Source organism: Paenactinomyces guangxiensis (genome assembly GCF_016055185.1).
In the GTDB taxonomy this organism is placed as follows: Bacteria; Bacillota; Bacilli; order Thermoactinomycetales; family Thermoactinomycetaceae; genus Paenactinomyces; species Paenactinomyces guangxiensis.
The window spans coordinates 80,301-105,810 of the sequence record NZ_JAECVR010000005.1 but is presented as its reverse complement, the minus strand read 5'-3'; the positions used below and the strand labels follow the sequence as shown (position 1 = coordinate 105,810).

Here is a 25,510-nt window from a genome sequence, read left to right as displayed (position 1 = left end):
ATTCAATTCTGCTATTTTTGATCAAACCTCCCTTTTATCTAAGAGGGGACACAACGCTTTGACCAGAATCTGAACTTCATGTTGCACTTTCATGCAGAATCAATGATTAGATTATGGACGGAGCATTTAACCAAGATAATTGACTAAATGGCTGAACCCTTTTGATGCTTTCTCTTTTACTTCTAACTCACTGGAATAAGGCTCCTCCAGCTGAACCTGATCTCTCTTTAACATTGTCACCTTTTGTGCTTCTTCTGGATACGGGTGATAGGTTCCTTGCGACTCATGGGACTCAACGGTGTTGTACGGAGCTTGTCCGATACTTCGCGGGGGAAACAGCGGCTGATCATTGAGCAGAGTATGTACCACCGTTTCCTTCAGGATGTTTTTAATCTCTTCACTGCGATAACCGCTTTCCAGGCTTTTAATCCATTGATATACCGGCCCGTCTTCGGGAGTGAAGGTGACATTTCTTTGAGTGGGTACATAATCCCCTCTCATTTGAATTTGTTCCTTTAAAGAGCGGGGATCACAGATGGACTGCAACGGAAAGTAATTGTTTCTCAGATACGACTGGATGCAATATTTTACTAACATCGGGAACTGACCCTTGGGGAGAATCTCATACCAATAACGCACCAGACGATCTTTTTTTCCCAAATATACTCCAACAGTAATTGAAGACATCATTATCCCTCCAAAGAGCATTGAAAAATTTTTAATTACTCGAATTAATATTAATGGTAGCAGGTTCCAGATCAAAACGTCAACAGAATACTTTGTCGAATCCTGTTATATATGCTCGGAAACGAAAAAAACATGCATTGAGCATGTTGGATCTATTTGTCCAAAGAAAGTTAAGGCTTGAAATTTAATCCATCTTAATAAAATAATCACTGAAATTTAAACCCGGTGATATCGTATATTCTTAATCCTTCGATACATATGCAAACTGGGCAGATCTCGAAACATTTTGAAATTCGGGCGTGTATTTACCTCAAATATCCAAATGCGCAATTGTTCATCAATCCCTGCGTCAATTCCTAATTCCTTTAAACCCGTAAAACGACTATTTAATGTTTTAGCAATTTCTTTAGAAAGATAATACAACTCTACAAATATTTCTTTTGCTCTTTTCTGATTATATGAAGAGATCTCAAGCAGGGCTTTATATGCTTCGTAAGGCTGCCCTCCTTTACAATAGTTGGTCACAATTTTTCCCGGCGCCGCCAACTTGGCACAAATTCCGCTGAATGTCCATTCTTTCCCCACTTTTTGCATATGAATCCTCAGGTCAAACGGGCGCCCCTGCACCTTCATCAAGCGAATCCCCTGCTGCATGATATATCGCTTCCCGGGTTTTAATCTTTTTTCGATCCAACCTGCAACCTCGGATGAAGCCAGCACCTTACGGCTGTACAAGGTATGGCAAACGATCTCATAATCGCTCCATTTTTTGATGCGAATGGCCCCGCCTCCGCCCCCGCCTTTATCTGGCTTAATAAAAACAAACTCGTACTCGTCCAGCATCTGTTTCAATTTTGCGGGGTGATACCAGTACGTCTCCGGAAGATATGGAAAAATCCGTTCATTTTTTTGAAGCACCATGGTTTTTAACGCTTTACTGGCAATTTGCTGATATGGATACCCCATTCCCTGCTCCCTCATTTCCGCTCTTTTATATTATTCGCGTTTCCCACAGCGAGTCATCTGTAAAACTGCCCATTTTTTAATATGAAAACCTCGACCTTTCACTTCTGTAAACTTCCTCTGCTAAAATAGGTACAAGATGATAAAATGGTAGTATTGTACTAATCAGCCAAGACACCGGAACAAAACAGTTTTCCTAATAAACGAGGGAGGAATATTTCTCCCAGTGAACGCAAAAGCAAACGGTTTACCATTCTGGGCCTGTTCATTCAATGGCTTGATTCATATTTTGCCGATATTGAATCCAAGATAGGGAGGTTATTCTCTTGAGTCCAAAGGTCCTTGTCGTAGAAGATGAAAAGCCGATTGCCGATATTATTAAATTTAATCTTGAAAAAGAAGGATACACCGTTGATTGTATCCATGACGGCAATGAGGCGATTAATAAAGCACTTGCCGAACCGCCTGATTTAATGCTGTTAGACCTGATGCTGCCCGGAGCCGACGGGATTGAAGTGTGCCGCCGCATCAGGCAAAAGTATCAGTTCCCAATCATTATGCTCACTGCCAAGGATTCCGAGTTAGATAAAGTACTGGGTCTGGAAATCGGGGCTGACGATTATGTGACCAAGCCTTTCAGCAACCGTGAACTGTTAGCTCGCATCAAAGCCAATTTACGGCGTTCTCAAGCCGCCCCCTCTCCTGAACCCCAGGAAGATAAAACTTCAACCACGATTGGAGAACTTTCTATCGATGCGAACAGCTTTGTGGTTACGAAGAAAGGCAAAACGATTGATTTAACCCATCGCGAATTTGAACTTTTGTTGTATCTTTCCAAGCATGTCAATCAGGTGCTGACACGGGAGCATTTGCTCCAATCGGTCTGGGGTTATGATTATTTTGGCGATGTCCGTACCGTCGATGTGACCGTTCGGCGCCTTCGTGAAAAAATTGAAGATGATCCGGGGGCACCAAAATATATTATTACCCGCCGCGGAATTGGTTACACCATGCGCGATCCCCTCAATGAACGGTGATTAGATGAAAAAATGGATGCAACTCGTAAACAGTATACAATGGAAACTGGTGATTATTTATATTTTGCTGCTCATTATCGCCATGCAGTTAATCGGCGTTTATTTTATCAGTCGGCTCGAAAACTACTACATGGGGGATTTAAGGACAGACCTCAAAACCCAGGCCTCCCTGCTTCATGACAAAGTCGGGGATACCCTCAACAAACGCCTGAGCAATGACGAAAGAAGCAAACGAATCAACGGTTTGCTAAGGGAACTGGTTTATCTTAACCAGAAAGGCAACACAACAAAAGATAAAGTGGTCGTCAGCATTATGGACAAAGATAATCTTGTGATCGCGACCACTGCATCCAATAAAAATGAATTAAAGCAGAAACCTGTTTTTTTAACCCAATCCCTTACCGAGACGCAACAGTTTAACATTGTGAACGACCCCACCAGCGGCGATAACTATCAAATTTATTATCGGCCCATCAAAAACGGAGAGGGCCGCATGGTCGGCAGCATTTATATTGAAGCCTCGTTGGAAGAGACTTACAAGACGATACGGGCAATCAGCAAAATCCTGATCAGTATCACGGCCCTTGCTCTTGTGATCACCGGATTTTTGGTAGTCATCCTGGCAAGGACCATTACGACACCGGTTAAAGAGATTACAGAACAGGCAACCGCTATGGCGGCAGGCGACTTTGACCGCAAAGTGGATGTCCGCAGCGAAGATGAAATCGGCCGGTTAGGGATCGCTTTTAACCACCTGGCCTCACATTTGCGTATAGCACTTTCGCAAAAAGAAGAGGAAAAAGAAAAACTTGAATCGGTCCTGGCAAACATGAGCGACGGTGTGATCGCCACAGACAGTACGGGAAAAGTAATCGTTAAAAATGGTTGGGCAGAAAAATTGTTAAATCGGGATATTGAGTTAGGCAGCGGGATTGACGAAGTTCTCCCCTTAACCGAACCGATTTCTTTCCCTTTGCCGGAAGAGCGGCAGACGTTTTTGGAAATGAATACCGATGACCCTGAAGAGCATACCATCGTTAAAATCACTTTTACGCCAATCCGGTTGCAGGGATCTGAAATGGTGGGCCTGGTTGCTGTGTTGGAAGATGTAACAGAACAGGAAAAACTGGACCGGCAGCGAAAAGATTTTGTGGCCAATGTTTCCCATGAATTGCGCACACCGCTGACAACCATAAAGAGCTATCTTGAAGCACTGGATGACGGTGCTGTCAATGACCCGGAGCTGGCCTCCCGCTTTTTGCAGGTCACCCGGCAAGAAGCGGACCGCATGACCCGTCTCATCCACGACTTGTTACAACTTTCCCGCTTGGATGCCAAACAGTCCCGTTTTCATAAAAAAGCCATTCATATGGAAGAGATGCTGGAAGATGTGGTTGATCGCTTTGCCTTCCAGTGCAAACAAAAAGAGATCAAACTGTCTCTCCATATCACTGAATCATTGCCGCGTATCTATGCCGACCGGGATAAACTGGATCAGGTATTGGACAACCTTCTCTCCAATGCCGTCAAATATACACTGGAAGGCGGGTCGATCGCTGTGATTGCCGAAAGGCGGCCTGACGGAATGGTTGAGGTTTCCATTGCCGATACAGGAATTGGCATTCCCAAAAAAGACCTTGGCCGTATCTTTGAACGATTTTACCGCGTTGATAAAGCGCGTTCCCGCAGTTTAGGCGGTACAGGGCTCGGGTTGGCCATCGCCCGGGAGATCGTCCGGGCCCATGGAGGGGACATTTCGATCGACAGCATCTACCGGAAAGGGACAACCGTTTCCTTTACCCTGCCCCCCTGTGAACCGGAGGTAGTACGATGAAAACTAAATGGTTCGAACATATGAAAACGGCCGCCCTGGTCATACTTGTTTCTATCAGCTTTGTCCTGACAGGTTTGCTCTGGTATAGTTCACCTTCTTATGAAGAGAAAAAATTTGCCCGCGGCCCTGAGTATATCTTCAGTGAAAAGTTCAATAAAAAAGCGGGTCACCAATTGGCTTCCCCTTACCAGATGATTATACACGAACCGGGGAAAACAACCTGGACCCTGCCTGAAGATGAGAGTTACCATAACATCCTCAAAACGGTAAAAGAAACAATTTTGGATGCAGGCACGGTTACTTCGGTCTCTCCAAAACCAGAGGACTGGCACAAGCTATTTACCCGGGCAACAGGAGTTGAACTGCAATTCCCCCGTGATGTTACGGTTCCTGAACTGGATGCCTTTTTTTCCAGTGACGCCTTGCGCGAGTACCCACAGCTACCAAAAAAAATCAGCCGTGTATGGTTTTTTCGTGACCCCGGGAACGGTCAGGATTTCATCTGGTTTATCTCTGATCAAAAACAGCAAGTGATCCAGGTACAACCCGAGTCCCAAAATGATACGGGCTTCACTGAGGCAATTGCGCAGGCCGACACTCAGGATCAACCTGCCCTGGTTCCTGTACCGGTCAACGGTAAAAACCCTGCCGACCCGGCAAACAGCAGTCAACCCTTTTCGCGTGTACTCTACTTGCCGGCAGAACCACTGCAAATAAACCAACCTGTTTATGCGCTGGATAATATTGATATTGAAAACATGAAAGGCTGGCTTTTCTTGGATCCCGACATCGAACCAATCATCTATAAAAATAACGAGTATCTGTACACCTACGATGAACAGGTACTGACATATAACAAACAGGGCAATTTTATGATTTACAAGTACAATGACACCGGAAACCGGGATGAAAGCGAAACTTTAACCATGACAGAAGAGCTTAGCCAGATCAACGATTTTGTTCAGCGTCACCGGGGCTGGCCGGGCAACTATTTGCTTGATAAATTTGATGTGGAAGAAAACAACTTTCCGCAATATACGTACACGTTCCGTCTGTTTAAGCAGGGCTATCCTGTCTACTGGGGCGGAAAAAGCGGCCATGTTACCCCTGATCAAATTCAGCTTCAATCAGGCGGGAGAAACGGGGCGAGCAAATATATTCGTTCCATGTACTATCTGTCTGAAGATCAGCCTATTGAATCCACAGTGCAACATCTACCCGGAAAAGAGCAATTGCTCCAGATCTTGGCGCAAAAGAAAATCAATCTGGCGTCCATTGAACATATTTTCCCCGGGTATCACGCTCAACCTCAAACGATTAAAGGAAAAAAACAAGTGAATTTAAAGCCTGTCTGGGTAGTGATCACCCAGGGCAGCCAAACCCCTACGTTAATCCCTTCTCCATAATGCCGGGAGGATGAAATATGGACTGGAGTCGTGCAAAGACGATTCTCATCATCGCTTTTATACTTTTTGATCTCTATCTGGCCGTTCAATTAGGCCAAATGATGCAACAAAAATCCCACCTGCTTCAGAGCGATAAAATCAATGAACAGCAGATCAGTCACCTTCTTAAAGCCAACCAGATCGAGCTGGCCGCTCCTAAACCGAAAGATATCGGGCAAACCGACGCCTTTAAGGCGAATATTACCCGGATGCCGCAATCAGAGGGGTGGGAACAGGATGAGAAAGGCGGCTATGTGAAAAAGTTTTCTGTTCTTCCTTCTTACAAAAATATGAACGGACTGGAACAGATTCTAAACAGCCAAATCAAGGTTTTCCGTGACTTTCATTTCTCAGAGAAAGACAGTACAACGAATAAAATCGTATTTTTACAATGGCATAAAGGTAAGCCCATTTTCGACGGGAGATTGGAAGTTCGTGTATTAAAAGGAAAGATCCAATCGATCCGCATTGTTCACTTTGAGCTGAAAGAACCCTCCTCTGTGAAATTGATCAGCTTTTCCAATGCGCTCTACAATTTAATCGTCAGCGGGAAACTGGAAAAAAACAGCAAAATCACTGCGGCGGAATTAGGTTACAAAGCAAGAACATACGCTGTGGACAACGGCGATTCCATTCTCATCCCTTACTGGCGCTTTTATGCCGGCAATAAGTCCTTAGATGTGAATGCCCAGGGGCTGAATGAGGATGTAGAAGCGACTCCTCAACAACAAAATGAAGATAAAGGAAAGAAATCATCATGAGGTTTAGTGTACTGGCAAGCGGCAGCACAGGAAACTGCATTTTCATCGAGTCAGAGAGGGCGCGAGTGCTTGTTGATGCAGGGTTATCCGGAAAACAAATAGAACAGCGCCTGCAGAAAATCGGAATAGACCCAACCACTTTGACAGCGGTTTTTGTTTCCCATGAACATATTGACCATGTCAAAGGGCTGGGGGTGCTGGTCAGACGGTATCAAATTCCTATCTATACGAATGAAGCAACCTGGAATCACCTTCCCTCCAGTGTTGGAGAAATTCCCGAGTTGTATCAAAACATCATCGAAACGGGAGCTTCTCTGGAACTGGAAGATGTACGGGTGGAATCGATCCCTGTCTCCCATGACGCCGCCGAACCGATGGGTTTTCAGTTTCGGCAGAAGACGGACGAGACCCTGGCCGTCATCACTGATCTGGGTTATGTGAACCAGCGGATTACTGATCAAGTAACCGGAGTTGATACACTAATCTGGGAAAGCAATCATGATGTGGATATGTTGCGCATGGGCTCATACCCTTGGAATGTAAAGCGCAGAATTCTAAGTGACATGGGCCATCTCTCCAACCAGGACGCCGGGGAAGCATTGACAGATATTGTGCGCGGCATGGGTGAAAATGTGTATCTGGCTCACTTGAGCCGTGACAATAATCTCAGTGAACTTGCTCATCTGACGGTGAAAAATATTCTTGAAGATACCGGTCTTCAGGTAGGTCGTGATGTATACTTATGGCCTACCTATGATGACCGCCCCACCCCCCTGCGAGAAGTAAGGATGAAAGTAAAAAGGTAGCCTCCCTTCTTACATAAGGCTACCTTTTATTCATCTTCCTGTGCCCGTTGTTCGGTGGGAGTATTTTCTTCCAGCCGGACAGTCAGCTCCCCGTCTATGCTCATTACCAATTCAGCCAATTCTTCTCTCTGAATGCAGCCTTTTTCGATCAGTAGATCAATTAACGCGCTTAATAAGAGACTCTGCTGATAAAATATCAATTTTAAATCGGCTATCTGTGCGCCAAGATCCAATTCCTGATAACGCTCGAACGGGCCGATTGATTGGAGGCGGTTTTTCTTTTCCATCCATTTCAACTCCCAGCGACGCCCATTTATATATATTTTCTACCATTCTCCTCATTTTTCCTAGTTTTTAAACTTCTCTTATAAAAAATGTCACACCTTTTTGAACGGGGCTTCAAAAGGGATTTTAGTATAATACATTTAAGCGAATCAAATAATGTTATAAGGAATTTGTGCTAATATACATAACGAGGAGGGAAAAGTTTATGGGGTTCTATGATCAACCGGATTTACAACAACAGCCCAAGCGCCAGTCACCCGTTTTGATTGCGATTATTTCCGCAGTGATTGGCGGACTTATCGTTCTTCTATTGACTCCTCTCCTCTTCCGAAGCGGAGTCATCTCTCTTCCACCTCAGCCTGCGGCCCCAACCAACATTACAGGACCAACCAAAACAACCAGTGTCAATGTTACCTCGGATATCACCAAAGCGGTTGACCGGGTAAGGCCTGCTGTTGTGGGGATTCTCAACTATGCAAAGTCAGAAGACCCGTTTAACCCTGAAGAAGTCCAAAAAGGAACGGGTTCGGGAATTATTTTCGAAAAAGCAAACGGAAAGGCACGCGTTGTCACAAACTATCATGTGATCGAAGGTGCTTCACAGGTCAGAGTCGTGATCCCATCAGGTGATAATAAAAACAAAACGGTTAACGCTAAAGTGCTGGGCAGTGACCCAACCACTGACCTTGCAGTGCTGGAGATCAGTGATCAATATGTGACTGCTGTTGCCGAGTTTGGGAACTCAGATACTTTAAAAGCCGGGGAACCAGCCATCGCGATCGGTAATCCTCTCGGATTAGGCCAATCGATAACCGTGGGTGTCATCAGTTCTCCCAAACGGTCTATTGACGTTACAGAGTATATGGCCACTGATGTCATCCAAACGGATGCCGCCATCAATCCCGGGAACAGCGGGGGCGCCCTGATCAATGCTGCCGGACAGGTGATCGGGATCAACAGTTTGAAAATTGCCGAAAGCGGAGTGGAAGGTCTCGGGTTTGCTATTCCGTCCAATGATGCCCAGCCGATCATGAAAAACATCATTCATTATGGCTATGTCCCCCGACCTTTCCTCGGAGTGGAATTAATCGATTTAATGCAATTACCACAGAGTGTCTGGGAAAACTTGAGAATCCCGGCCAATCTGGAAGGCGGAACAGTCATTCGCGGTGTCGGCATGGGCTCACCTGCTGACCTGGCAGGATTAAAAGCAAAAGATGTAATCGTTGCTCTCGATAATCAGCCGATTGCAACAGCGTCAGAGCTCAGAAAATACCTCTACAAAAACAAACAGATTGGTCAAGAAGTGACAGTGACTTTTTACCGGGATGGCAAAAAAGAAACAACCAGGCTAAAACTGGCTGAGGCACCGAAAAGTTTTAGATAACCACCACGAGCTCCGCTCTTGCGGGGCTTTTTCTGTGAAAGTGTGTGTAACTCGGGGTGTTGGGTAGGGCAGGCTCCTTTCGGAGCCATTCCCCCCTAAGAACCGTACGTGACAGTTTCCCGTCATACGGCTCAAGCCTCTTCAAACGCCCCGTAGGGGGCGCGGCTTCTCAACAGTTATTCCTAGGCTGTGGACTTGGCTATGACAATTTGGGTGTAAGAGAACACGGTTCTCTTGCGAATCGGAACCACCTAGTGATCGCCATACAATGTGATGGCTATGCCATCCCGTAAGTTTGGTGATCTTTTGTTTACAAACTGGGCAGATGCCTTGTTGTTCTTTCCAGAGTTGTAGGAGTTGGCGTCTTCCTTTGAGATTGTCCGCTATTTTAAGAGCTAGACGTTTTTCAAAGTACAGTTCCCAGTTGGGATCAAATGGATTGGCTTCTAACTTAACCTTTACATATCTTTTAACAGGAAATCGAGAGGCACGTAGTAGGATTAATTCTTTTCCTTTGTCTTCTCCAAAGAATACCCAATTATTTCCGCCGATGGTTTTGAAGTATTTTTTTCTTATCCATCGTTTTGACTTATTGGGGTGTCTCCGTTTAGCCCAACGCCAAAGGCGTTGGTGAATGGCATGATCAACGAAGTTGAAGGTTCTTTTGCTATTGGCGAATTGGTGGAATTGTGCCCATCCTCTAATGACCGGATTTAACATTCCGATAGAACGGATTGGAAGCCTAAACCATACGCACTTTTTTGGATCGTCTTGTCCAAAAAAAGTGGTCGGTGTAAACCAAAATCAATATTTTTCTGCTGTACTCGATGAATGTCAGCACGCCGAAGCACAGTCTTTTCTTAAGCGAATTACCTGTACCAATACTGTGGATAATGTGGATAACCTATGTATAACTTTATGTGAAAATGGAGTGAAATAATGAAATCAGATTATGAACAGCTTATTTGGTATGCCTGCGGTGAACACATTGATATTGTGATTGATGAAATAGTGGATCGCTTCTCGATCGCCCCTACCATGGAGCTATATTCTTCAGACAGGAGAAATGGATCAAAAAAAGAGTGTTACTGGTGTGGAGGGTTCCCTGAGTATCAATTGGAAATAGAACTGGAAGATGAACAATAAGAAGAGAAACAAAAAAAGAGGAGGGCCCATGAGAATACAAATTATCAGCATAGGCAAGTTAAAAGAAAAATACCTGAGGCAAGCGGCTGAGGAATACCTGAAACGGCTTCGTTCCTATGCCAGAGTGGAACTGGTTGAACTGGCCGAAGAAAAAGCACAAGAGCCGATTTACGATGCGGAAATCGCGCAGATCCTCTCAAAAGAGGGGGAACGGATCCTGCGGCAGGTTCACCCTGATTCTTATCTCATCGCTTTAGCCATTGAAGGTAAATCCTTTTCTTCCCCGGCTTTTGCCGGGCAATTACAACAGCTGATCACTTACGGGAAAAGCCATATTACTTTTGTCATCGGAGGTTCATACGGACTTTCTCCTGAAGTATTGAAGCGTGCCGATTTACAGCTTTCTTTTTCTAAGATGACTTTTCCCCACCAACTGATCCGTATTTTTCTACTGGAACAAATTTACCGTGCCTGCAAGATCAATCGTGGGGAAACTTATCATAAATAATCGCTTTTTCCCTCGGATAGCTCTTTTTCTGTGAAAGTGTGTGTATCTAAGGGGGAAGGCAGAATTCTGTCTCGCTCCCCATCGGAGCCCTGCAAGGAAGTAGAAATGGCCGTCCATCCCAGAATACTGCTTCCCCGTCATGATTCAAACTTTCATCCCTGGGTTACCTCGGCGAGTCATCAAGGTTTTCTGCTCTACTTAACATCCGTGTGAAAATAGGTCCTTTTTTAGTTGTGAACGCCCAATCAACTATCATCATTTTACCAGGCTTCTCCCATGATATCCTTTGTTGTTTTACGCATAAACAGGACGTACTTGAATGGTTTGGCTGCGCCCGGGGCCGACTGAGAAAATAGCCAGTGGAATTCCGGTGAGGTGGGTAATTCTTTCGATATAGTGCTGGGCTTCAATCGGAAGATCATGTAAGCTGCGGGCCCCTGTAATATCTTGTTTCCAACCGGGCAATTCTTCGTAGACCGGTTCACATTTCGCCAACAGTTCCAGGCTGGCGGGGTAATTTTCAATCACTTTGCCTTCATACTGGTAAGCCGTACAGATCTTTACTGTATCAAGGCCTGTTAATACATCGAGGGAATTAAGGGAAAGCCCGGTAATTCCGCTCACCCGGCGGGCATGCCGGACAACTACACTGTCAAACCAGCCTACTCTGCGTGGGCGTCCGGTAGTTGTACCATACTCACGCCCCACTTCGCGGATTTGGTCACCAATTTCATCGTGGAGTTCGGTTGGAAATGGGCCATCACCAACACGGGTTGTATATGCTTTTGCTACGCCAACCACATGGCGGATTTTGGTCGGACCCACTCCGGACCCAATACAAACCCCTCCTGCCACCGGATTGGAGGAAGTTACAAACGGATAAGTCCCCTGGTCGATGTCCAGCATCACACCTTGTGCTCCCTCAAATAAAACTCGCCTGCCTTGATCAATTGCATCATTCAGCACGACCGATGTATCGGTTACATATGGGCGGATTCTCTCCATGCAGGCCATATAAGGCTCATAAATCTCATCAAATGTGAAACCATCTGTCTGATAAAGCCGTTCTAACAAACGGTTCTTTTCCTCCAGATTGCGTTTCAATTTCTCCGCAAATTGTTCAGGATGGAGCAAGTCACCCACACGGATCCCGACCCGTGCCGCTTTATCCATATAGGCTGGGCCAATTCCTTTGCCGGTGGTTCCGATCTTGCTTCTGCCTTTCCGGCTTTCTTCAGCCAAATCTAATTTAATGTGATAAGGCATAATCAGATGGGCGCGGTCAGATATGCGCAAGTTATCGGCAGAAATCCCGTGTTGATGGAGATAATCCAATTCCTCCACCAAAGCTTGAGGATTGATGACCATGCCATTCCCCAGCACACATATCTTATCTTTATAAAAAATCCCTGAGGGAATCATATGCAGTTTATATCGGGTTCCCCCAAACACTATTGTGTGGCCCGCATTATTCCCGCCTTGATACCGGGCAACCGCCTCTGCTTTTTCAGCAAGGAAATCAGTGATTTTTCCTTTTCCTTCGTCTCCCCACTGGGTACCTACAACAACTACCGTGGACATCTTCGCACTCCTCCTAGGGGGCAATTTTCCCGAACATTATTTATCAACAATGCTAAGTATATCAGTATAAAGAGAGGATTGTCAATTAAATAACGAACATTATATAGAATATATAACATAATCATTCGGGAAAATTGTTGTGCCTCATCTCAAGGCTTAAAAACTTATTGTAGTTCTTTAAGAATAAGAGTTCCACTTTCCCCACCGGACCATTCCTTTGCTTCCCGATAATCACTTCGACGATGTTCTTTTTCTCAGAATCCTCATTATAATAATCATCCCGATAAAGAAAGGCTACAATATCGGCATCTTGCTCAATGGACCCCGATTCCCGCAAATCGGATAACATCGGCCGCTTGTCCTGGCGTTGTTCAACCGCACGGGAGAGCTGGGACAGAGCGATCACCGGGACATCAAATTCACGGGCCATCAGCTTAAGCGAGCGTGAGATCTCGGAAATTTCCTGTTGCCGGCTGTCACCACCCCGGCCTGAAATTAGTTGCAAATAGTCGATTACCACAAGTCCAAGCCCGTGCTCAGCATGCAAACGACGTAATTTGCTGCGGATATCATTCACCGTCACGCCCGGTGTATCATCGATGAAAATTGGGGACTCACTCAAAGTACTGATCGCCATTGTCAACTTTTCCCAGTCTTCTTCATTCAAGTTACCCGTACGGAAGGCCTGGGCATCAATATTTCCTTCTGCGGACAACATTCTCATTACCATTTGCGAAGCAGACATCTCCAGATTGAAAATGGCAACGGTTTTACCTGAACGAACAGCAATATTTTGTACCACGTTAAGGGCGAATGCCGTTTTCCCCATACTGGGGCGGGCAGCAATAATGATTAGATCAGACCCCTTAAACCCGGAGGTCATACGGTCCAAATCAACATAACCAGACGGGATTCCACTAAGCCCCCCTTTATTAAAATGGAGAGCTTCAATCTGCTCATACGATTCCATCAGAACATCACGAATGGGAATAAATCCGCCGCCACGCATACGGCGCTGGGAAATCTCCAGTATCTTCCTTTCCGCATCATCCAAAACTTCCGTAACTTCATCGCTTCCCGAGTAACCGGAAGCGGCAATCTGGGTAGCTGTGCGGATCAGACGCCGGAGAATCGCTTTCTCCTCCACAATCCGTGCATAATAATCCACATTGGCAGCCGTGGGTACAGTACCTGCCAGCTCGGTCAGGTAAGTCACTCCCCCTACCTCATCAAGCAACTTCTTATCTTGCAGTTCCGATGTCAGGGTAACCAGATCAACAGGTTCACCTTTTTCCGCAAGATCATTGATTACCTGGAAAAGGCGCTGATGCGCTTGCCGGTAAAAATCCTCGGGCTTGAGCCGTTCATTGACGGAAACCAGCACAGACGGCTCAATAATAATGGCACCGAGCACCGCTTGTTCTGCTTCATGATTATGTGGAGGAAGACGATCTGAAAATAAATCACTCATCAGTCAAAACCCTCCAGTTCCAACGAGTATAAGGGGGTGGCGAATCCCCCATTCTCCGGCTTAAACTATACTGCTTACGACTGCCCCGGCCAATCAGAAGTTGGGACTGTAGATGAAACCCGGGCCGGGCATATTTAAAAAAGGCGCTTCCATCCCGAGTGGAGCGCCTTTTTTAGGCTAGACTTCTTCTACCACTTGCACAGAAAGAGTTGCGGTCACTTCCGGGTGAAGCTTCACAGGTACCCTGGTCACGCCCAGAGTGCGAATCGGTTCTTCCAACTGAATTTTTTTCTTATCCACATTCAGTTGAAATTTTTTCTTTAATTCCTGGCTGATTTGTTTGGATGTGATGGAACCGAATACACGGCCTCCTTCACCTGATTTCGCTGTTAATGTCAAGGTGATTTCACTTAGTTTATCTCCCAGTTTTTTGGCATTTTCCAGCTCTTCCGCTTTGCGTTTTTTGTCTCTTCTCTGCTGTTCTTTTAATGTGTTCATGTTCCCTTCTGTCGCTTGTACCGCCAACTTGCGCGGAATCAAATAATTACGGGCATATCCTTCTGCGACTTCTTTTACTTCACCTTTTTTTCCGGTGCCCTTTACATCTTGAAGAAAGATGACTTTCATTGTTGCGTCCCCCCGCTTTCCAATGTTTCTTTTAACACTTCCAACAGCCGCTCTTTTGTTTCCTGTATCGTCGTGTTTTTCAATTGGCAAGCGGCGTTTGTGAGGTGTCCTCCGCCACCCATCTCCTCCATGACCAGCTGAACATTCAACTCGCCCTGAGATCTCGCACTGACGGAGATCAACCCGTCCTCACGCATGCCGATGACAAAAGAGGCCCCCACTCCTTGCATATTGAGCAAAGTATCCGCCGCCTGGGCAATCAATAGTTGATCATATACTTCCGCTTCGTCGCCAGTGGCAATGGCGATATTTCCGTATAAAACCTCTGTATTTTTGACAATTTCCGCCCGTTTCACATATTGGGCCAGATCTTCTTTAAGCAGTGATTGGACCATCATTAAATCAGCTCCGTGCCTGCGAAGGAAGGAGGCAGCTTCAAATGTTCTCGACCCGGCACGAAAGGCAAAGTTTTTCGTATCAACCACAATGCCCGCGAGCAGAGCAGTTGCCTCCAGCGTATCCATCGCGAGGCGCCCATCCTGGTATTGCAGCAGTTCGGTAACCAGTTCGCTGGTAGATGAAGCATATGGCTCCAGATAGACAAGGACCGGGTCCTTGACGAAGTCTTCGCCACGGCGATGGTGATCAATCACAACCGTTCTTTCTGCTCTCTCTAATAAACGGGGCTCTATGGTCAGAGAAGGCTTATGTGTATCAACAAGGATGAGCAATGTATCCGGGTCATCCGCCAAAAGCAACGCTTTCTCCGGGTGAATCACATGTTCACCGAGATATTCATGTTGGTAGACTGCTGTCATCAGCCTTTCGATGGAGACATTTTCTTCATCCAGGACGATATATGCCTCACAATCATTAATAAGAGCAAATTTAACCACACCAATCGCTGCGCCCAGCGCGTCCATATCCGGCTGGGTATGTCCCATCACCAATACCCGCTGACTGTCGCGAATTAAATTGCTCATCGCATGTGAAATCACCCGGGCACGGACACGGGTTCGCTTCTCCACTGCATTGGTTTTCCCACCAAAGAAAACGACACGCTCTTCAGACTGAACGGCAGCCTGATCTCCGCCGCGTGCCAGGGCAATATCCAATGCTGCTTGAGCATTTTGTGACCGTTCGATCATGGTCTCTCCTACACTGGCCACACCAATGCTGAGGGTGACAGGAATCTTATAATGCCTGGTCATTTCCCTGACAGCGTCCAGGATATCAAACCTGGATTTAATCAATCTCTGCAAGGATTGGTACTGGGTTACAAAAAACATTTTATCCGTATCAATACGCTTTAGGGTAATATTATACTCTAATGCCCATTTTGAGATCACACTGGTGAGATTTGATAATAGCTGGGCGCTTTCCTGATCTGACAGCCCTTGACCGGCTTCGTCAAAGTTATCCATATGAAGAAAGCCCAGAATGGTTTGTTCCTCTTGATACCTTTTTTGCAGTTCATCGAGGCGGGAGACATCACGAAAAAAATAAAGGCGTTCTTCCGGTTGATGAATAACCTCAAATGATTTTTTGCCTAAATGGATCCGGAAGGGCCCCTCTCCTTCGGACTTCGCCTGTTTCAGTTCAGGAAAAACATCATCAACGAAAGAGCCGACCAATCGCTCCCGTTCACTCATCTTGTGTACAAACGGATTATGCCACTCAATCTCACCATTCCGGTCATACAGGAGAATTCCAACGGGCAATTGATCCAGGGCTGATTGGCTGGCATTTTTTACCCGATGGGCCAGGGTGAGGACATACTCTGTAAAGTCCTTGCGAAAGGCCCGTTCCGCATAATATAAAACGAGTGCCAGAAAGGTAAACAGCACAAGGCCAACGATTCCATAAATCCATTTGTAAGTAGAAAGTAAAGCAATCAATACCAGACAGAAACACATAGCAAAAACCATGTGATATCCGTGCCATCTTTGAATGATAAATTTCGGCATCATCCTATCCCCTCGAACTGCGCCTTGCTGGGTCAATCAACATTCCCGCTGGTTCTTAGTTCTATTTTACCCTAGTTCTCGCAAGGAGCAACTCCCGGGACCCAAGCAAAATTGACCAAATCGGCATGATCTACTCTTTCTCCCTGTCAATGATCCTCTCGCGCAAACGGGAACCCGTATCTACAATCCCCAGAAGATGTACAATAACCGATAGCGGAGACATTGCAACGAGGAAGACCAAAATGAGCCAGGCGTTGCTCTTTTTCCAATGATGGAGGAGAAAAGCGGCAAATGCAAATCCCTGTACCAGAAACAGGATTTGTAACACCCATAAAATTCCTATCAGCAGAAAGAGGAGTGAGCTTTTTTCATCTCCCTCAAGGAACCAGCTGATAAAAAGAGAGACAAAATAAAAATAAAAAAGGGGGCGGGGCAGACGCCAATCACGAAAAGGCGGGAAATATTTCCCGGGGAATTGATTCCTCATCAGCCACCGACGGGCAACCAAAAAATTCAGCAATGCCATGGGAAATAATACAACTAACAGCAAAACGGGAATAAACGTCTCCACTGGCGGGACAGAAAAGCCTTCCGGGAATAACCCCGCCGTCTTAAACAGGTTCCATTCCGTTTCCCAGATTTTCCTCAAGCGATCCATGAGCTGAAAAAAATATTGCCCGGCAAGCAGAATGGCCCAGCTGACAACTAAACCGGCGACAAATCCGCCTAAGACCACATCTGTTCCGCTGGTGTTTTTCCGGTGATACAAATATCCCATGACTAAACCGATAAATACAGCGAACAACGTCACCGGGGCGTGAGTATAACCGGAAAATATGGATATGAGAACGCCTAACAACAGAATAACCGGGACCATTGCAGTCAGGCGCTGTTTGGCTGTTAAGATCAGGAAGGGAAGGGGGAGGAACCAAAGGGTACCGAGATTTATCAACGGGATTGACAATGAGGCAAGAAGCAGAAAAAACAGCCCGACGCAAAGAAGGCTATCTTTCACCACTTCCCTTATGTGCTCCGACAAACGAAAGTCACCTCTTGTTTAAATATTCTTCAAGAGTGGAAAGATCACCATACCATTCTTCCAATTGGTGACCTTCCAGTGTATGCTCGCGTAATTTTTGCACAACTGCCTGGTCTAACTCTCTATAAGAAAAACCAATGCGCCGTGCCAATACATAAGTGGAAACGATTAAACTTGACAGGCTGTCTATGATCACATGTTGGTTCGCGTGATGGATGCCTTTAAATAAATGGGCAATCTGATCCAAAATCTCTGTCTTCAGCCACTCGATTATTTTAACACTTTTGGCAAATTGCACCCCACGTTCCGGCCGGCTCATATCTGTTGCACTCCTCCAAATTTAAACAGATTTAGGAGAAGTTTCCACATCGCTGCGCCATTTTCCTGCTTTTTTCTGTGAAAGTGTGTACCGGCCCGGGTTACAGGCAGATTATAAACATATATACGAAAACAGGGGCGGGTTGATCCCCTGCCCCTTGTTATTGATCAGTCGTTTGTATATGGTAGTAAAGCCATTTGACGTGCCCGCTTGATCGCACGGGTCAATTGGCGTTGGTATTTTGAACTGGTTCCGGTGACACGACGTGGCAGGATTTTACCCCGTTCGCTGATAAACTTGCGCAACAAATCGACATCTTTGTAATCGATATAGTCGATTTTGTTTACCGTAAAGTAGCAAACTTTACGGCGTTTATGTCCACGACGGCGAGCCATACCCATTCCCTCCTTTTGCACCCGGTTTCGATTAAGTCTGTATTTTAGAAAGGCAGATCATCGTCAGAGATATCGATCGGTTTACCGTCATCTGCAAATGGATCATCCATCGGTTTGCCTTGATTATAGCCGGTTCCGCTGCCGTAATTATTGCCGCCGCCAAAAGAGCCGCTTCTAAAGTCGGAGGGAGACTCACTCCGATTTCGCGATTCTAAAAACCGCACATCATCAGCGACTACATCTGTTGTGTAGACAGTACGCCCTTCTTGGTTTTCATATTTTCCGGTTTGAAGACGGCCCTCCAAACCAACCAGGGAACCTTTTTTGAGGTAGTTTGCACAGTTTTCAGCAAGGTTGCGCCAAGTGACAATATTGATAAAATCGGCTTCACGTTCCCCTTGTTGATTGGTAAAACGACGGTTAACCGCTAATGTAAACTGTGCTACAGCTACTCCGCTGGCAGTATAGCGCAGTTCGGGGTCACGGGTTAACCGACCGATCAGGACGACCCGATTTAGCATGAATAACCTCTCCCTTTTGATCGGTTTCTCTCGTGATCTACAACTTTCATCTATCTGTAATTATTTTTCGTTGATGTTAATCACAAGGTGACGAATAATGTTGTCATTGATATTGATCACACGATCCAATTCAGTCACAACATCCGCCTTCGCCTGGAAAGTATAAACCGTGTAAATGCCTTCACGATACTTGTCAATCAAATAAGCGAGACGGCGTTTACCCATGTCATTAGTGTCGATGATTTCCCCGCCGTTTTCCGTGATGACAGATTGTACTTTGTCACGGGTGGCTTTAATGGTATCCTCATCTACATCCGGACGAATGATGAACATTAATTCATACTTGTGCATCTGACTCCACCTCCTTCTGGACTTAGCGGCTCTGCTTGCCTCGCAGAGCAAGGAGCTACATTTTCACAAAATGGACAGCGTACAAACATGTACGATAATTCATTGTAGCAAAAGGGCTGATATAAAGCAAGAACCTAAACAGCAAATCGGAAATTCATAATATCTCCGTCGTTTACGATATAATCTTTTCCTTCGAGGCGGAGTAATCCTTTCTCTCTGGCAGCCCCTAAAGAACCGCAGGCAATCAAATCATCGTAACCAACCACTTCGGCACGGATAAAGCCGCGCTCAAAGTCAGAGTGGATGACACCGGCTGCCTGTGGGGCTTTGGTTCCTTCACGGATCGTCCATGCCCGAACTTCTTTTTCTCCTGCAGTAAAGTAGGTGATCAAACCGAGTAAACCGTAGGCTGCAGAAATGAGGCGATCCAGCCCTGAGGTTTCCAGGCCCAGTTCCTGCAAGAAAAGCTCGCGCTCTTCCCCCTCCAGTTCGGCAATCTCCGCTTCTACTTGCGCACTGATAGTGACGACTCCGGCCCCCTCACCGGCGGCAATCCTTTTCACCGTTTGTACATAAGGGTTTTTATCCGCACGGGCCATTTCTTCTTCACTGACATTGGCAGCATAGAGTACATTTTTCATAGTGAGCAGGTTTAAGCTTTTGATTATGTGCTTTTCCTCTTGGTCTAAACCTGCTGCACGGGCTGGCCGTCCTTCGGCGAGTACGGCTTGCAACCGTACCAACACCTCATACTCCGCAATCGCCTGCTTGTCCCCGCTTTTCTTTTGCCGCTGGACCCGGTCGATCCGTTTTTCCACCGTCTCCAAATCAGCCAGGACCAGTTCGAGATTAATTGTTTCAATATCGCTGGCCGGGTCCACCTGGCCTGCGACATGGGTAATGTTTTCATCTTCAAAGCAACGCACGACATGGATAATGGCGTCTACCTCACGAATATGAGACAAAAACTTGTTCCCCAACCCTTCTCCTTTGCTGGCCCCTTTCACCAGGCCGGCAATATCGACAAACTGGAATGAGGCAGGAACCACCCGTTGCGGTTGAATCATTGCAGCCAAACGGTGTAAACGTTCATCCGGGACATCGACCACCCCCACATTGGGGTCAATCGTACAGAAAGGATAGTTGGCCGACTCTGCTCCTGCTTGAGTAATTGCGTTAAACAATGTGGATTTACCTACATTGGGCAGTCCCACAATACCTGTTGTCAATGCCATCGAGGCACCTCCTCTGGTTTAAAAAACTCTCCAACATGAAAAGGTGAACAGCCTTTCAGCTTATGCAAACCGTCCCGTACGCACAAAATACGGGCAAATACCTGAAACATGCTTCACATATCGCCGGAGTTATTTATAAAATCCCTTTTAAATTGGAGTGAATCATTTCAACCATCTTTGGAACACCCATCATAATCCTTGTTCATTATAGCGGAAAGTTATGATGCACGCTATTCTATTTCAGACATTAAAAAGAGCACCCTTGACAAGGTGCTTACACATCGTGAATCAGGATTCGGCTGAATCACCGGCAGAGGACAGCACTCGTTTTAACCGCTGTTCAAAACGTGCCCGTGGCAAAAGAACACTGTGTCCACAGCCTGTGCACTTCATCCGGATATCCATCCCCATCCGAATCACTTTCCAGGCATTCGTCCCACAGGGATGGGGCTTTTTCATCTCCACAATATCACCCAGACCAAATTGCTTTCGTTGCACATCGGATCACTCTCTCTTTAACGGTTGCTAATATTATAGAAAGTTAGCTTGTGAAATTCAACAATTTGGCCCGCTTAGTTACACGTCTTCAGGGTAACCAGTTCCTGCTGAATCTGTTGGCTGACCCGGGCTTGTTTCTCTTTGGCAGAACCCGTGGGCGGCGGTTCGATCGGTGACCCTACTTGAATCGTAATTCGAGCCGGTTTGATCCAACTCGCTCCCCGTGGCAGAGCTACTTCTGTTCCTGAGATAAACACGGGAACGACCGGGCACTGTTGTTTTACAGCTAAATAGGCCGCCCCTTGCTTCAACTCCTGGAAGGAGTGATCTTCTTTTCTCCCCCCTTCCGGAAAGATACCGACAACTTCCCCATTCTTTAGATAGTTAAGAGCAGTGCGCATGGTTTGAGTTTCCGGCTTCTCCCGATTCACCGGAAACGCCCCGGCGATCCGGAGAAGCCGGCGAAGGATGGGGTTATGAAACACCTCATGTTTAGCCATATAATGAATTGCTCTCGGAAACATCGCTCCAATGTAAAACGGATCCAAATTACTCACATGATTTCCAACAACAATGAGCGGGCCACTCATCGGTATTTTGTCTGTACCATCCACACGGACACGATGATAGATATGTAGAAAAACCTTTACAAACACCTTGGCTATTGAATAAATCATCGCTGCGGACGAGTCTCCTTTCCAATTTTCATATTCCTTTTTAAAACAGGGTTCGCACACTCTTACACCCATTATACTCATTTCTTTTGCGTGGAGTGATGAGATTGTGAAAATGGATATAGCAGGATAGAAGCTAAAATAAATAGATTGATAACACCGTATAAGGGATAAAGGAATTGAACCAGGTTGGTAAATCCAAACTGGCTTAACGGAGCAAGAACCAGTAAACTGATCAATCCAATCATCCACCGCGGCCAGGAAACTAAACTGTTCAATCGAAAAACCAGCCCATATACATTGCTGATCGCAGTTGTGTAGATTGCAAACCAAAGTACACAAGTAATCAGGGAAACCCAAAAGGGAGAATAATCTTCCACGAGAGCAAATAAAGGAATTTCATATTGTGACATTAAATGTTCAATTTTAAGCAATGAATAGTTGTAGAGAATAGCAATCCCGCCCAGACAAACCATGCTGAAAGCAGCAGCCAGCCAAATTTCCAAATGATGTTGAATTTGTGAACCCATTGTTGAAAGAACAGCCAATAAAGAAATAATATTAAATGCCGCGTAAGAGATCGCTGAAGGCCAAGCGGGTAAATGAGAGTTTGTTCTCGCCATATCATAATCACCCGGATGCACCTGCAGAAACCACACACAGACAATCAGGAGGATGATAATTAACAATGGTATAATCAGTATATTCATGGACATGAGTCCCTTCAAATCGAAGAGTAATACAACAAATACAGCAATCATCATTATAATGCATCCTAAAATAAAAGAATCATCTCCCTTCCACTGCACAAATGCAGCCCCGCTTCCTGCGATCATGACAACAGTTGTAGACAAAAGAAAGAAAAGAACAATCCAATCAAATAACCGGGTGAGATAAGGACCCATGATTTGTTCCAGCACTTCTGAATAATGGTTGGTTTTTTTCTGCCAGCTGATTGTCAGCAATATAATGGTGGCGAAAAAAAATACACACATCGAAAGAATAATATTATAATGACTTGTCTCCCCGTATGATCCAAAAAACTCCCATATTTCTCTCCCTGAGGCAAATCCTGCTCCAATGGTGGTTCCCACAATCGTCATACCAATCTTGAATGATTGCCATAGACTGAATCGCATCGAAACACTCCTCTATCAAATGCGGGTTGTCCTTATATGTATATTTGCCGGAATTTATCCGTATACTGATAAGGATAAATTTTCCGGAGGTACCCTCTATGAGAGAGCTTCATTCGGTAAATATGCCCGATGTGCCAACTCTGCCCTACCGGGTTGAATATACACATCCTTACGCCAAAGATACTTTTGCAGAGCATCTTTATATTGCCCTGCATGAATATATGCCCTGTTCTGAGATGATTTGCGTTTGTATCGGTACTGACCGCTCAACCGGAGACTCTCTGGGACCCTTAGTGGGAACATTGTTATCCAGAGAAGCTCCTTCCCACCTAAAGATATACGGAACCTTGGACGAGCCTGTTCACGCCATCAACTTATCGTCAACGATTTCGCATATAAACAAAGAGCATCCAAATGCGCTTGTAATCGCAGTTGATGCCTGCCTGGGTCAGTATAAAAGCGTAGGATGGATTCAAGTGGGCTTAGGTCCGATCAAACCGGGGGCCGGGGTGAATAAAAACCTCCCCTCAATCGGTAAAGTCCATATTACCGGTATTGTGAATGTGGCCGGGTTTATGGAATACTTCGTACTGCAAAACACACGATTAAGCATTGTCATGAACATGGCAGAAGTGATTTCTGCTTCTATCATGAAAGCCAGCATTCAAACAAAGGGACCAGAACCGCAAACCACCCGCAGCCTTCAACAAAATTATTTCTAATCTGTATAAAAAAAAGAAGCCGTTTTGAAGTGATTTCAAACAGCTTCTTTTTCCTGTGAAAGTGTGTGTCTAAGGGGAAGGCAGAATTCTGTCTCTCTCCCGATTGGAGCCCTTCAAGGAAGTAGAGATGGCTCCCCAGATTTCTGCTTCCCCGGCATGAAAAAACTTTTTTTCCGTGATTGTGTCGCCAAGTCATGAAGGTTTTCTTTGAAAATATACCGCAGGGGGCCATTACAAACCCGTCTCAATACTGAATAAAAGGTGCCCCAATGGCTGCCAATAACAGGGCCGGGAGCAAATTAGCGACTGGAATGGATGTAATCCGCAACAGATTACAACCGATTGCAATGATTAAAATCCCTCCTACAGCGGTTATTTGCTGAATCATTTGGTCAAGCGCGGCCTGGCTGAAAAACTGGGTAATCCATGAAGCAGACAGGGCAATAAGCCCTTGATAAAGAAAGACCGGGATAGCAGAAAAGATAACTCCGATACCAAGGGTAGATGAAAAAATAGCTGCGATAAAACCATCTAAGATGGACTTTGTAAACAGAATATCATGATGGTTTCTAAGCCCGCTGTCCAGTCCCCCCAGGATCGCCATTGGGCCAACGCAAAAAACGAGCATCCCGGCAACAAAACTGTTGGCAAATTGGCTTTCCCCGCCAAACTTCTGTTCAAGCATTTTGCTCCAGTATTCCAATCTTTCTTCGATCTTCAACAAACTCCCGATCACTCCGCCCAGCACGATTGAGAGGAGAACTAACAGAATTTGATCTGTCTCAAGGGCCATTGTCATTCCGATAATTACGATAACCAGAGCAATTCCCTGCATGACGGTTTGATTCATTTTTTCTTCCATTCGTCTCAACCATCTGCCGATAAAGGCACCGATGCATATAGCGATTGCGTTCACGATCGTTCCCAGTAACAATGCTGCAGTCACCGCCCGCTTAAAAAACTTGACTGATGTCACGAATTGCCTGGAGAAACTGTTCCATTTCCTTCTGTGTATTAAAATAGCCAGGACTTACCCGTACAGCTCCTCTATTGTCTGTTCCCAGGCTCTGGTGGGCAAGGGCTGCACAATGAAATCCTGCTCTCACGGCAATCTGATAATGCTGGTCCAAAATAGCGGCTACTTCGATTCCATCCACATCTTTGATATTAAAAGACAGGATCGGTAAATCGGGGGGAGCAGGGCTCAGAAGATTAATCCCCTCAATTCGGGCCAACCCTTCCCACAGTTGGTTAATCAGCTTCATCTCATGTTGGTAAACTGTTTCAACCCCTGTTTTTAACAAGAAATCAACCCCTGCTCCCAACCCGGCAATTCCGGGAGTGTTAGGAGTTCCGCTTTCAAATCCTAACGGGCGGTCCGCCGGGTGGTCCAATTTCTCGGAGCGGCTCCCTGTTCCGCCTTGAATGATGGGTTCGAGCGGGACATGGGGGGAGACATATAATCCTCCTGTTCCCTGAGGCCCAAATAAGCTTTTATGTCCCGGAAAGGCAAACATATCAATGGGCAATTGATTGAGATTGATCGGCAGCAATCCTGTTGTTTGTGCCCCGTCAACCAAATAGTAGATCCGGTGTTTCCGGGCCACTTCGCCTATATCCACAATAGGAAGGGTATTTCCGGTCACATTGGAGCCGTGAATGGTTACAATTAAGCGAGTATTGCTTCGGATCTCCTGCTTAACCCGTCCGGCCCACTCTTCATTTTCGGCAGTTGAGATCAGGGTTGCCTCAATATGCAACTGATGCTTGAGCCACTCCACGGGCCTGGATACTGCATTATGTTCCCAACCGGTCAGAATGATATGATCTCCTTCACGCAATAAGCCTTTGAGTGCCAGGTTGATTGCATGAGTGGTATTCAAACAAAATAAAAGATTGCTAGGATCACGCACTCCTAGCAATTGGGAAAGCCTGTTTCGAGTGTTGGCAATCGTTTGTTCTGCCCGGGCGGCCAGTTGATGGCTGCCTCGCCCCGGATTAGCTCCATAATCAGTGATTGCCTCTTTTACCGCATCAGCTATGCCAGGGGGTTTCGGCCATGTGGAAGCAGCATTGTCGAGATATATCAATCTCCTCACCCCTTTTGGTGCC

The 25,510-nt window shown here is 45.8% G+C and carries 28 protein-coding genes and 1 pseudogene; 10 read left to right on the top strand and 19 right to left on the bottom strand.

The window, feature by feature from the left end; translation table 11 throughout:
* Nucleotides 1-126: 126 nt before the first annotated feature.
* Entirely contained in the window at nucleotides 127-687 is a 561-nt protein-coding gene (locus I8U27_RS07060) for a hypothetical protein (RefSeq protein ID WP_181751314.1), read from the bottom strand.
* Between the two features lie 216 nt (nucleotides 688-903).
* Complete coding sequence (locus tag I8U27_RS07055; protein ID WP_181751315.1) at nucleotides 904-1,653, bottom strand: YheC/YheD family protein; 750 nt, start codon at nucleotides 1,651-1,653, stop codon at nucleotides 904-906.
* 323 nt (nucleotides 1,654-1,976) lie between these two features.
* On the opposite strand from I8U27_RS07055, the gene yycF reads away from it, so the two are divergent.
* Genes yycF through I8U27_RS07030 form a run of 5 tightly spaced genes read left to right on the top strand, consistent with a single transcriptional unit; the run spans nucleotide 1,977 to nucleotide 7,533 of the window.
* Nucleotides 1,977-2,687: a response regulator YycF gene (gene yycF, locus I8U27_RS07050; protein ID WP_181751316.1), complete on the top strand. Its 711-nt coding sequence runs from the start codon at nucleotides 1,977-1,979 to the stop codon at nucleotides 2,685-2,687.
* Nucleotides 2,688-2,691: 4 nt separating this feature from the next.
* Nucleotides 2,692-4,521, top strand: coding sequence for an ATP-binding protein (locus tag I8U27_RS07045; RefSeq protein ID WP_198065854.1), 1,830 nt, complete (start codon nucleotides 2,692-2,694; stop codon nucleotides 4,519-4,521).
* Nucleotides 4,518-5,927 carry a YycH family regulatory protein gene (locus I8U27_RS07040; RefSeq protein WP_181751318.1) on the top strand — a complete coding sequence of 470 codons (1,410 nt, stop codon included), beginning with the start codon at nucleotides 4,518-4,520 and terminating at the stop codon, nucleotides 5,925-5,927. Before I8U27_RS07045 ends, I8U27_RS07040 begins: the two co-directional genes overlap by 4 nt.
* Nucleotides 5,928-5,944: 17 nt before the next feature.
* A complete protein-coding gene (yycI, locus tag I8U27_RS07035; protein ID WP_181751319.1) occupies nucleotides 5,945-6,727 on the top strand; it encodes a two-component system regulatory protein YycI in 783 nt (260 codons plus the stop codon).
* The gene (locus tag I8U27_RS07030; protein WP_181751320.1) at nucleotides 6,724-7,533 is read left to right on the top strand and encodes an MBL fold metallo-hydrolase; all 810 of its coding nucleotides are present in this window, start codon (nucleotides 6,724-6,726) and stop codon (nucleotides 7,531-7,533) included. The genes yycI and I8U27_RS07030 overlap by 4 nt, the downstream gene beginning before the upstream one ends.
* A 26-nt stretch (nucleotides 7,534-7,559) precedes the next feature.
* On the opposite strand, the gene I8U27_RS07025 is transcribed toward I8U27_RS07030, so the two are convergent.
* On the bottom strand, nucleotides 7,560-7,820 hold the full coding sequence (locus tag I8U27_RS07025; protein ID WP_181751321.1) for a hypothetical protein: 261 nt from the start codon (nucleotides 7,818-7,820) through the stop codon (nucleotides 7,560-7,562).
* Nucleotides 7,821-8,023: 203 nt separating this feature from the next.
* Here I8U27_RS07025 and I8U27_RS07020 point away from each other — a divergent pair, with 203 nt between their 5' ends.
* Nucleotides 8,024-9,205, top strand: coding sequence for a S1C family serine protease (locus I8U27_RS07020; protein ID WP_181751322.1), 1,182 nt, complete (start codon nucleotides 8,024-8,026; stop codon nucleotides 9,203-9,205).
* 141 nt (nucleotides 9,206-9,346) lie between these two features.
* Here the strand turns inward: I8U27_RS07020 and I8U27_RS21290 are convergent, their stop codons facing one another.
* A complete protein-coding gene (locus I8U27_RS21290; protein ID WP_181751323.1) occupies nucleotides 9,347-9,925 on the bottom strand; it encodes a group II intron maturase-specific domain-containing protein in 579 nt (192 codons plus the stop codon).
* Between the two features lie 3 nt (nucleotides 9,926-9,928).
* Between I8U27_RS21290 and I8U27_RS20545 the strand changes: the two are divergent.
* The 3 genes and pseudogenes from I8U27_RS20545 to rlmH all read left to right on the top strand — a co-directional run.
* Nucleotides 9,929-10,076, top strand: a pseudogene (locus I8U27_RS20545) (BlaI/MecI/CopY family transcriptional regulator); the annotation flags it as partial.
* A gap of 68 nt (nucleotides 10,077-10,144) precedes the next feature.
* Nucleotides 10,145-10,351, top strand: a complete 207-nt coding sequence (locus tag I8U27_RS07010; RefSeq protein ID WP_181751324.1) for a CxxH/CxxC protein — start codon at nucleotides 10,145-10,147, stop codon at nucleotides 10,349-10,351.
* A gap of 28 nt (nucleotides 10,352-10,379) precedes the next feature.
* The gene (rlmH, locus tag I8U27_RS07005) at nucleotides 10,380-10,859 is read left to right on the top strand and encodes a 23S rRNA (pseudouridine(1915)-N(3))-methyltransferase RlmH (RefSeq protein ID WP_181751325.1); all 480 of its coding nucleotides are present in this window, start codon (nucleotides 10,380-10,382) and stop codon (nucleotides 10,857-10,859) included.
* Between the two features lie 294 nt (nucleotides 10,860-11,153).
* Here the strand turns inward: rlmH and I8U27_RS07000 are convergent, their stop codons facing one another.
* The 13 genes from I8U27_RS07000 to I8U27_RS06940 form a co-directional block, all read right to left on the bottom strand.
* Nucleotides 11,154-12,440, bottom strand: a complete 1,287-nt coding sequence (locus tag I8U27_RS07000; protein WP_181751326.1) for an adenylosuccinate synthase — start codon at nucleotides 12,438-12,440, stop codon at nucleotides 11,154-11,156.
* Between the two features lie 121 nt (nucleotides 12,441-12,561).
* The gene (gene dnaB, locus I8U27_RS06995) at nucleotides 12,562-13,911 is read right to left on the bottom strand and encodes a replicative DNA helicase (protein WP_181751327.1); all 1,350 of its coding nucleotides are present in this window, start codon (nucleotides 13,909-13,911) and stop codon (nucleotides 12,562-12,564) included.
* Nucleotides 13,912-14,088: 177 nt separating this feature from the next.
* Nucleotides 14,089-14,538: a 50S ribosomal protein L9 gene (rplI, locus tag I8U27_RS06990; RefSeq protein WP_181751328.1), complete on the bottom strand. Its 450-nt coding sequence runs from the start codon at nucleotides 14,536-14,538 to the stop codon at nucleotides 14,089-14,091.
* Nucleotides 14,535-16,505 (bottom strand): DHH family phosphoesterase, encoded by a 1,971-nt coding sequence (locus I8U27_RS06985; RefSeq protein WP_181751329.1) that lies wholly within the window; start codon nucleotides 16,503-16,505, stop codon nucleotides 14,535-14,537. The genes rplI and I8U27_RS06985 overlap by 4 nt, the downstream gene beginning before the upstream one ends.
* A 130-nt stretch (nucleotides 16,506-16,635) precedes the next feature.
* A complete protein-coding gene (locus tag I8U27_RS06980; protein WP_181751330.1) occupies nucleotides 16,636-17,544 on the bottom strand; it encodes a DUF2232 domain-containing protein in 909 nt (302 codons plus the stop codon).
* A gap of 7 nt (nucleotides 17,545-17,551) precedes the next feature.
* Nucleotides 17,552-17,863 carry a MazG-like family protein gene (locus I8U27_RS06975; protein ID WP_181751331.1) on the bottom strand — a complete coding sequence of 104 codons (312 nt, stop codon included), beginning with the start codon at nucleotides 17,861-17,863 and terminating at the stop codon, nucleotides 17,552-17,554.
* A 167-nt stretch (nucleotides 17,864-18,030) separates the two neighbouring features.
* The gene (gene rpsR, locus I8U27_RS06970; protein WP_181751332.1) at nucleotides 18,031-18,258 is read right to left on the bottom strand and encodes a 30S ribosomal protein S18; all 228 of its coding nucleotides are present in this window, start codon (nucleotides 18,256-18,258) and stop codon (nucleotides 18,031-18,033) included.
* A 44-nt stretch (nucleotides 18,259-18,302) separates the two neighbouring features.
* Entirely contained in the window at nucleotides 18,303-18,779 is a 477-nt protein-coding gene (gene ssb, locus I8U27_RS06965) for a single-stranded DNA-binding protein (RefSeq protein ID WP_181751333.1), read from the bottom strand.
* Nucleotides 18,780-18,839: 60 nt separating this feature from the next.
* The gene (gene rpsF, locus I8U27_RS06960) at nucleotides 18,840-19,130 is read right to left on the bottom strand and encodes a 30S ribosomal protein S6 (protein WP_181751334.1); all 291 of its coding nucleotides are present in this window, start codon (nucleotides 19,128-19,130) and stop codon (nucleotides 18,840-18,842) included.
* Nucleotides 19,131-19,264: 134 nt separating this feature from the next.
* Nucleotides 19,265-20,365: a redox-regulated ATPase YchF gene (gene ychF, locus I8U27_RS06955; protein ID WP_181751335.1), complete on the bottom strand. Its 1,101-nt coding sequence runs from the start codon at nucleotides 20,363-20,365 to the stop codon at nucleotides 19,265-19,267.
* Between the two features lie 288 nt (nucleotides 20,366-20,653).
* Complete coding sequence (locus I8U27_RS06950; protein ID WP_181751336.1) at nucleotides 20,654-20,863, bottom strand: DUF951 domain-containing protein; 210 nt, start codon at nucleotides 20,861-20,863, stop codon at nucleotides 20,654-20,656.
* A gap of 74 nt (nucleotides 20,864-20,937) precedes the next feature.
* Nucleotides 20,938-21,540 (bottom strand): lysophospholipid acyltransferase family protein, encoded by a 603-nt coding sequence (locus tag I8U27_RS06945; RefSeq protein WP_181751337.1) that lies wholly within the window; start codon nucleotides 21,538-21,540, stop codon nucleotides 20,938-20,940.
* Between the two features lie 77 nt (nucleotides 21,541-21,617).
* Nucleotides 21,618-22,676, bottom strand: coding sequence for a YkvI family membrane protein (locus I8U27_RS06940; RefSeq protein ID WP_181751338.1), 1,059 nt, complete (start codon nucleotides 22,674-22,676; stop codon nucleotides 21,618-21,620).
* Nucleotides 22,677-22,774: 98 nt separating this feature from the next.
* Between I8U27_RS06940 and yyaC the strand changes: the two genes are divergently transcribed.
* Nucleotides 22,775-23,398, top strand: coding sequence for a spore protease YyaC (yyaC, locus tag I8U27_RS06935; RefSeq protein ID WP_232345291.1), 624 nt, complete (start codon nucleotides 22,775-22,777; stop codon nucleotides 23,396-23,398).
* Between the two features lie 244 nt (nucleotides 23,399-23,642).
* Here yyaC and I8U27_RS06930 read toward each other — a convergent pair whose 3' ends face one another.
* Complete coding sequence (locus tag I8U27_RS06930; RefSeq protein ID WP_181751339.1) at nucleotides 23,643-24,344, bottom strand: DUF554 domain-containing protein; 702 nt, start codon at nucleotides 24,342-24,344, stop codon at nucleotides 23,643-23,645.
* A gap of 7 nt (nucleotides 24,345-24,351) precedes the next feature.
* Entirely contained in the window at nucleotides 24,352-25,497 is a 1,146-nt protein-coding gene (locus I8U27_RS06925; protein ID WP_181751340.1) for an aminotransferase class V-fold PLP-dependent enzyme, read from the bottom strand.
* Nucleotides 25,498-25,510 lie beyond the last annotated feature (13 nt).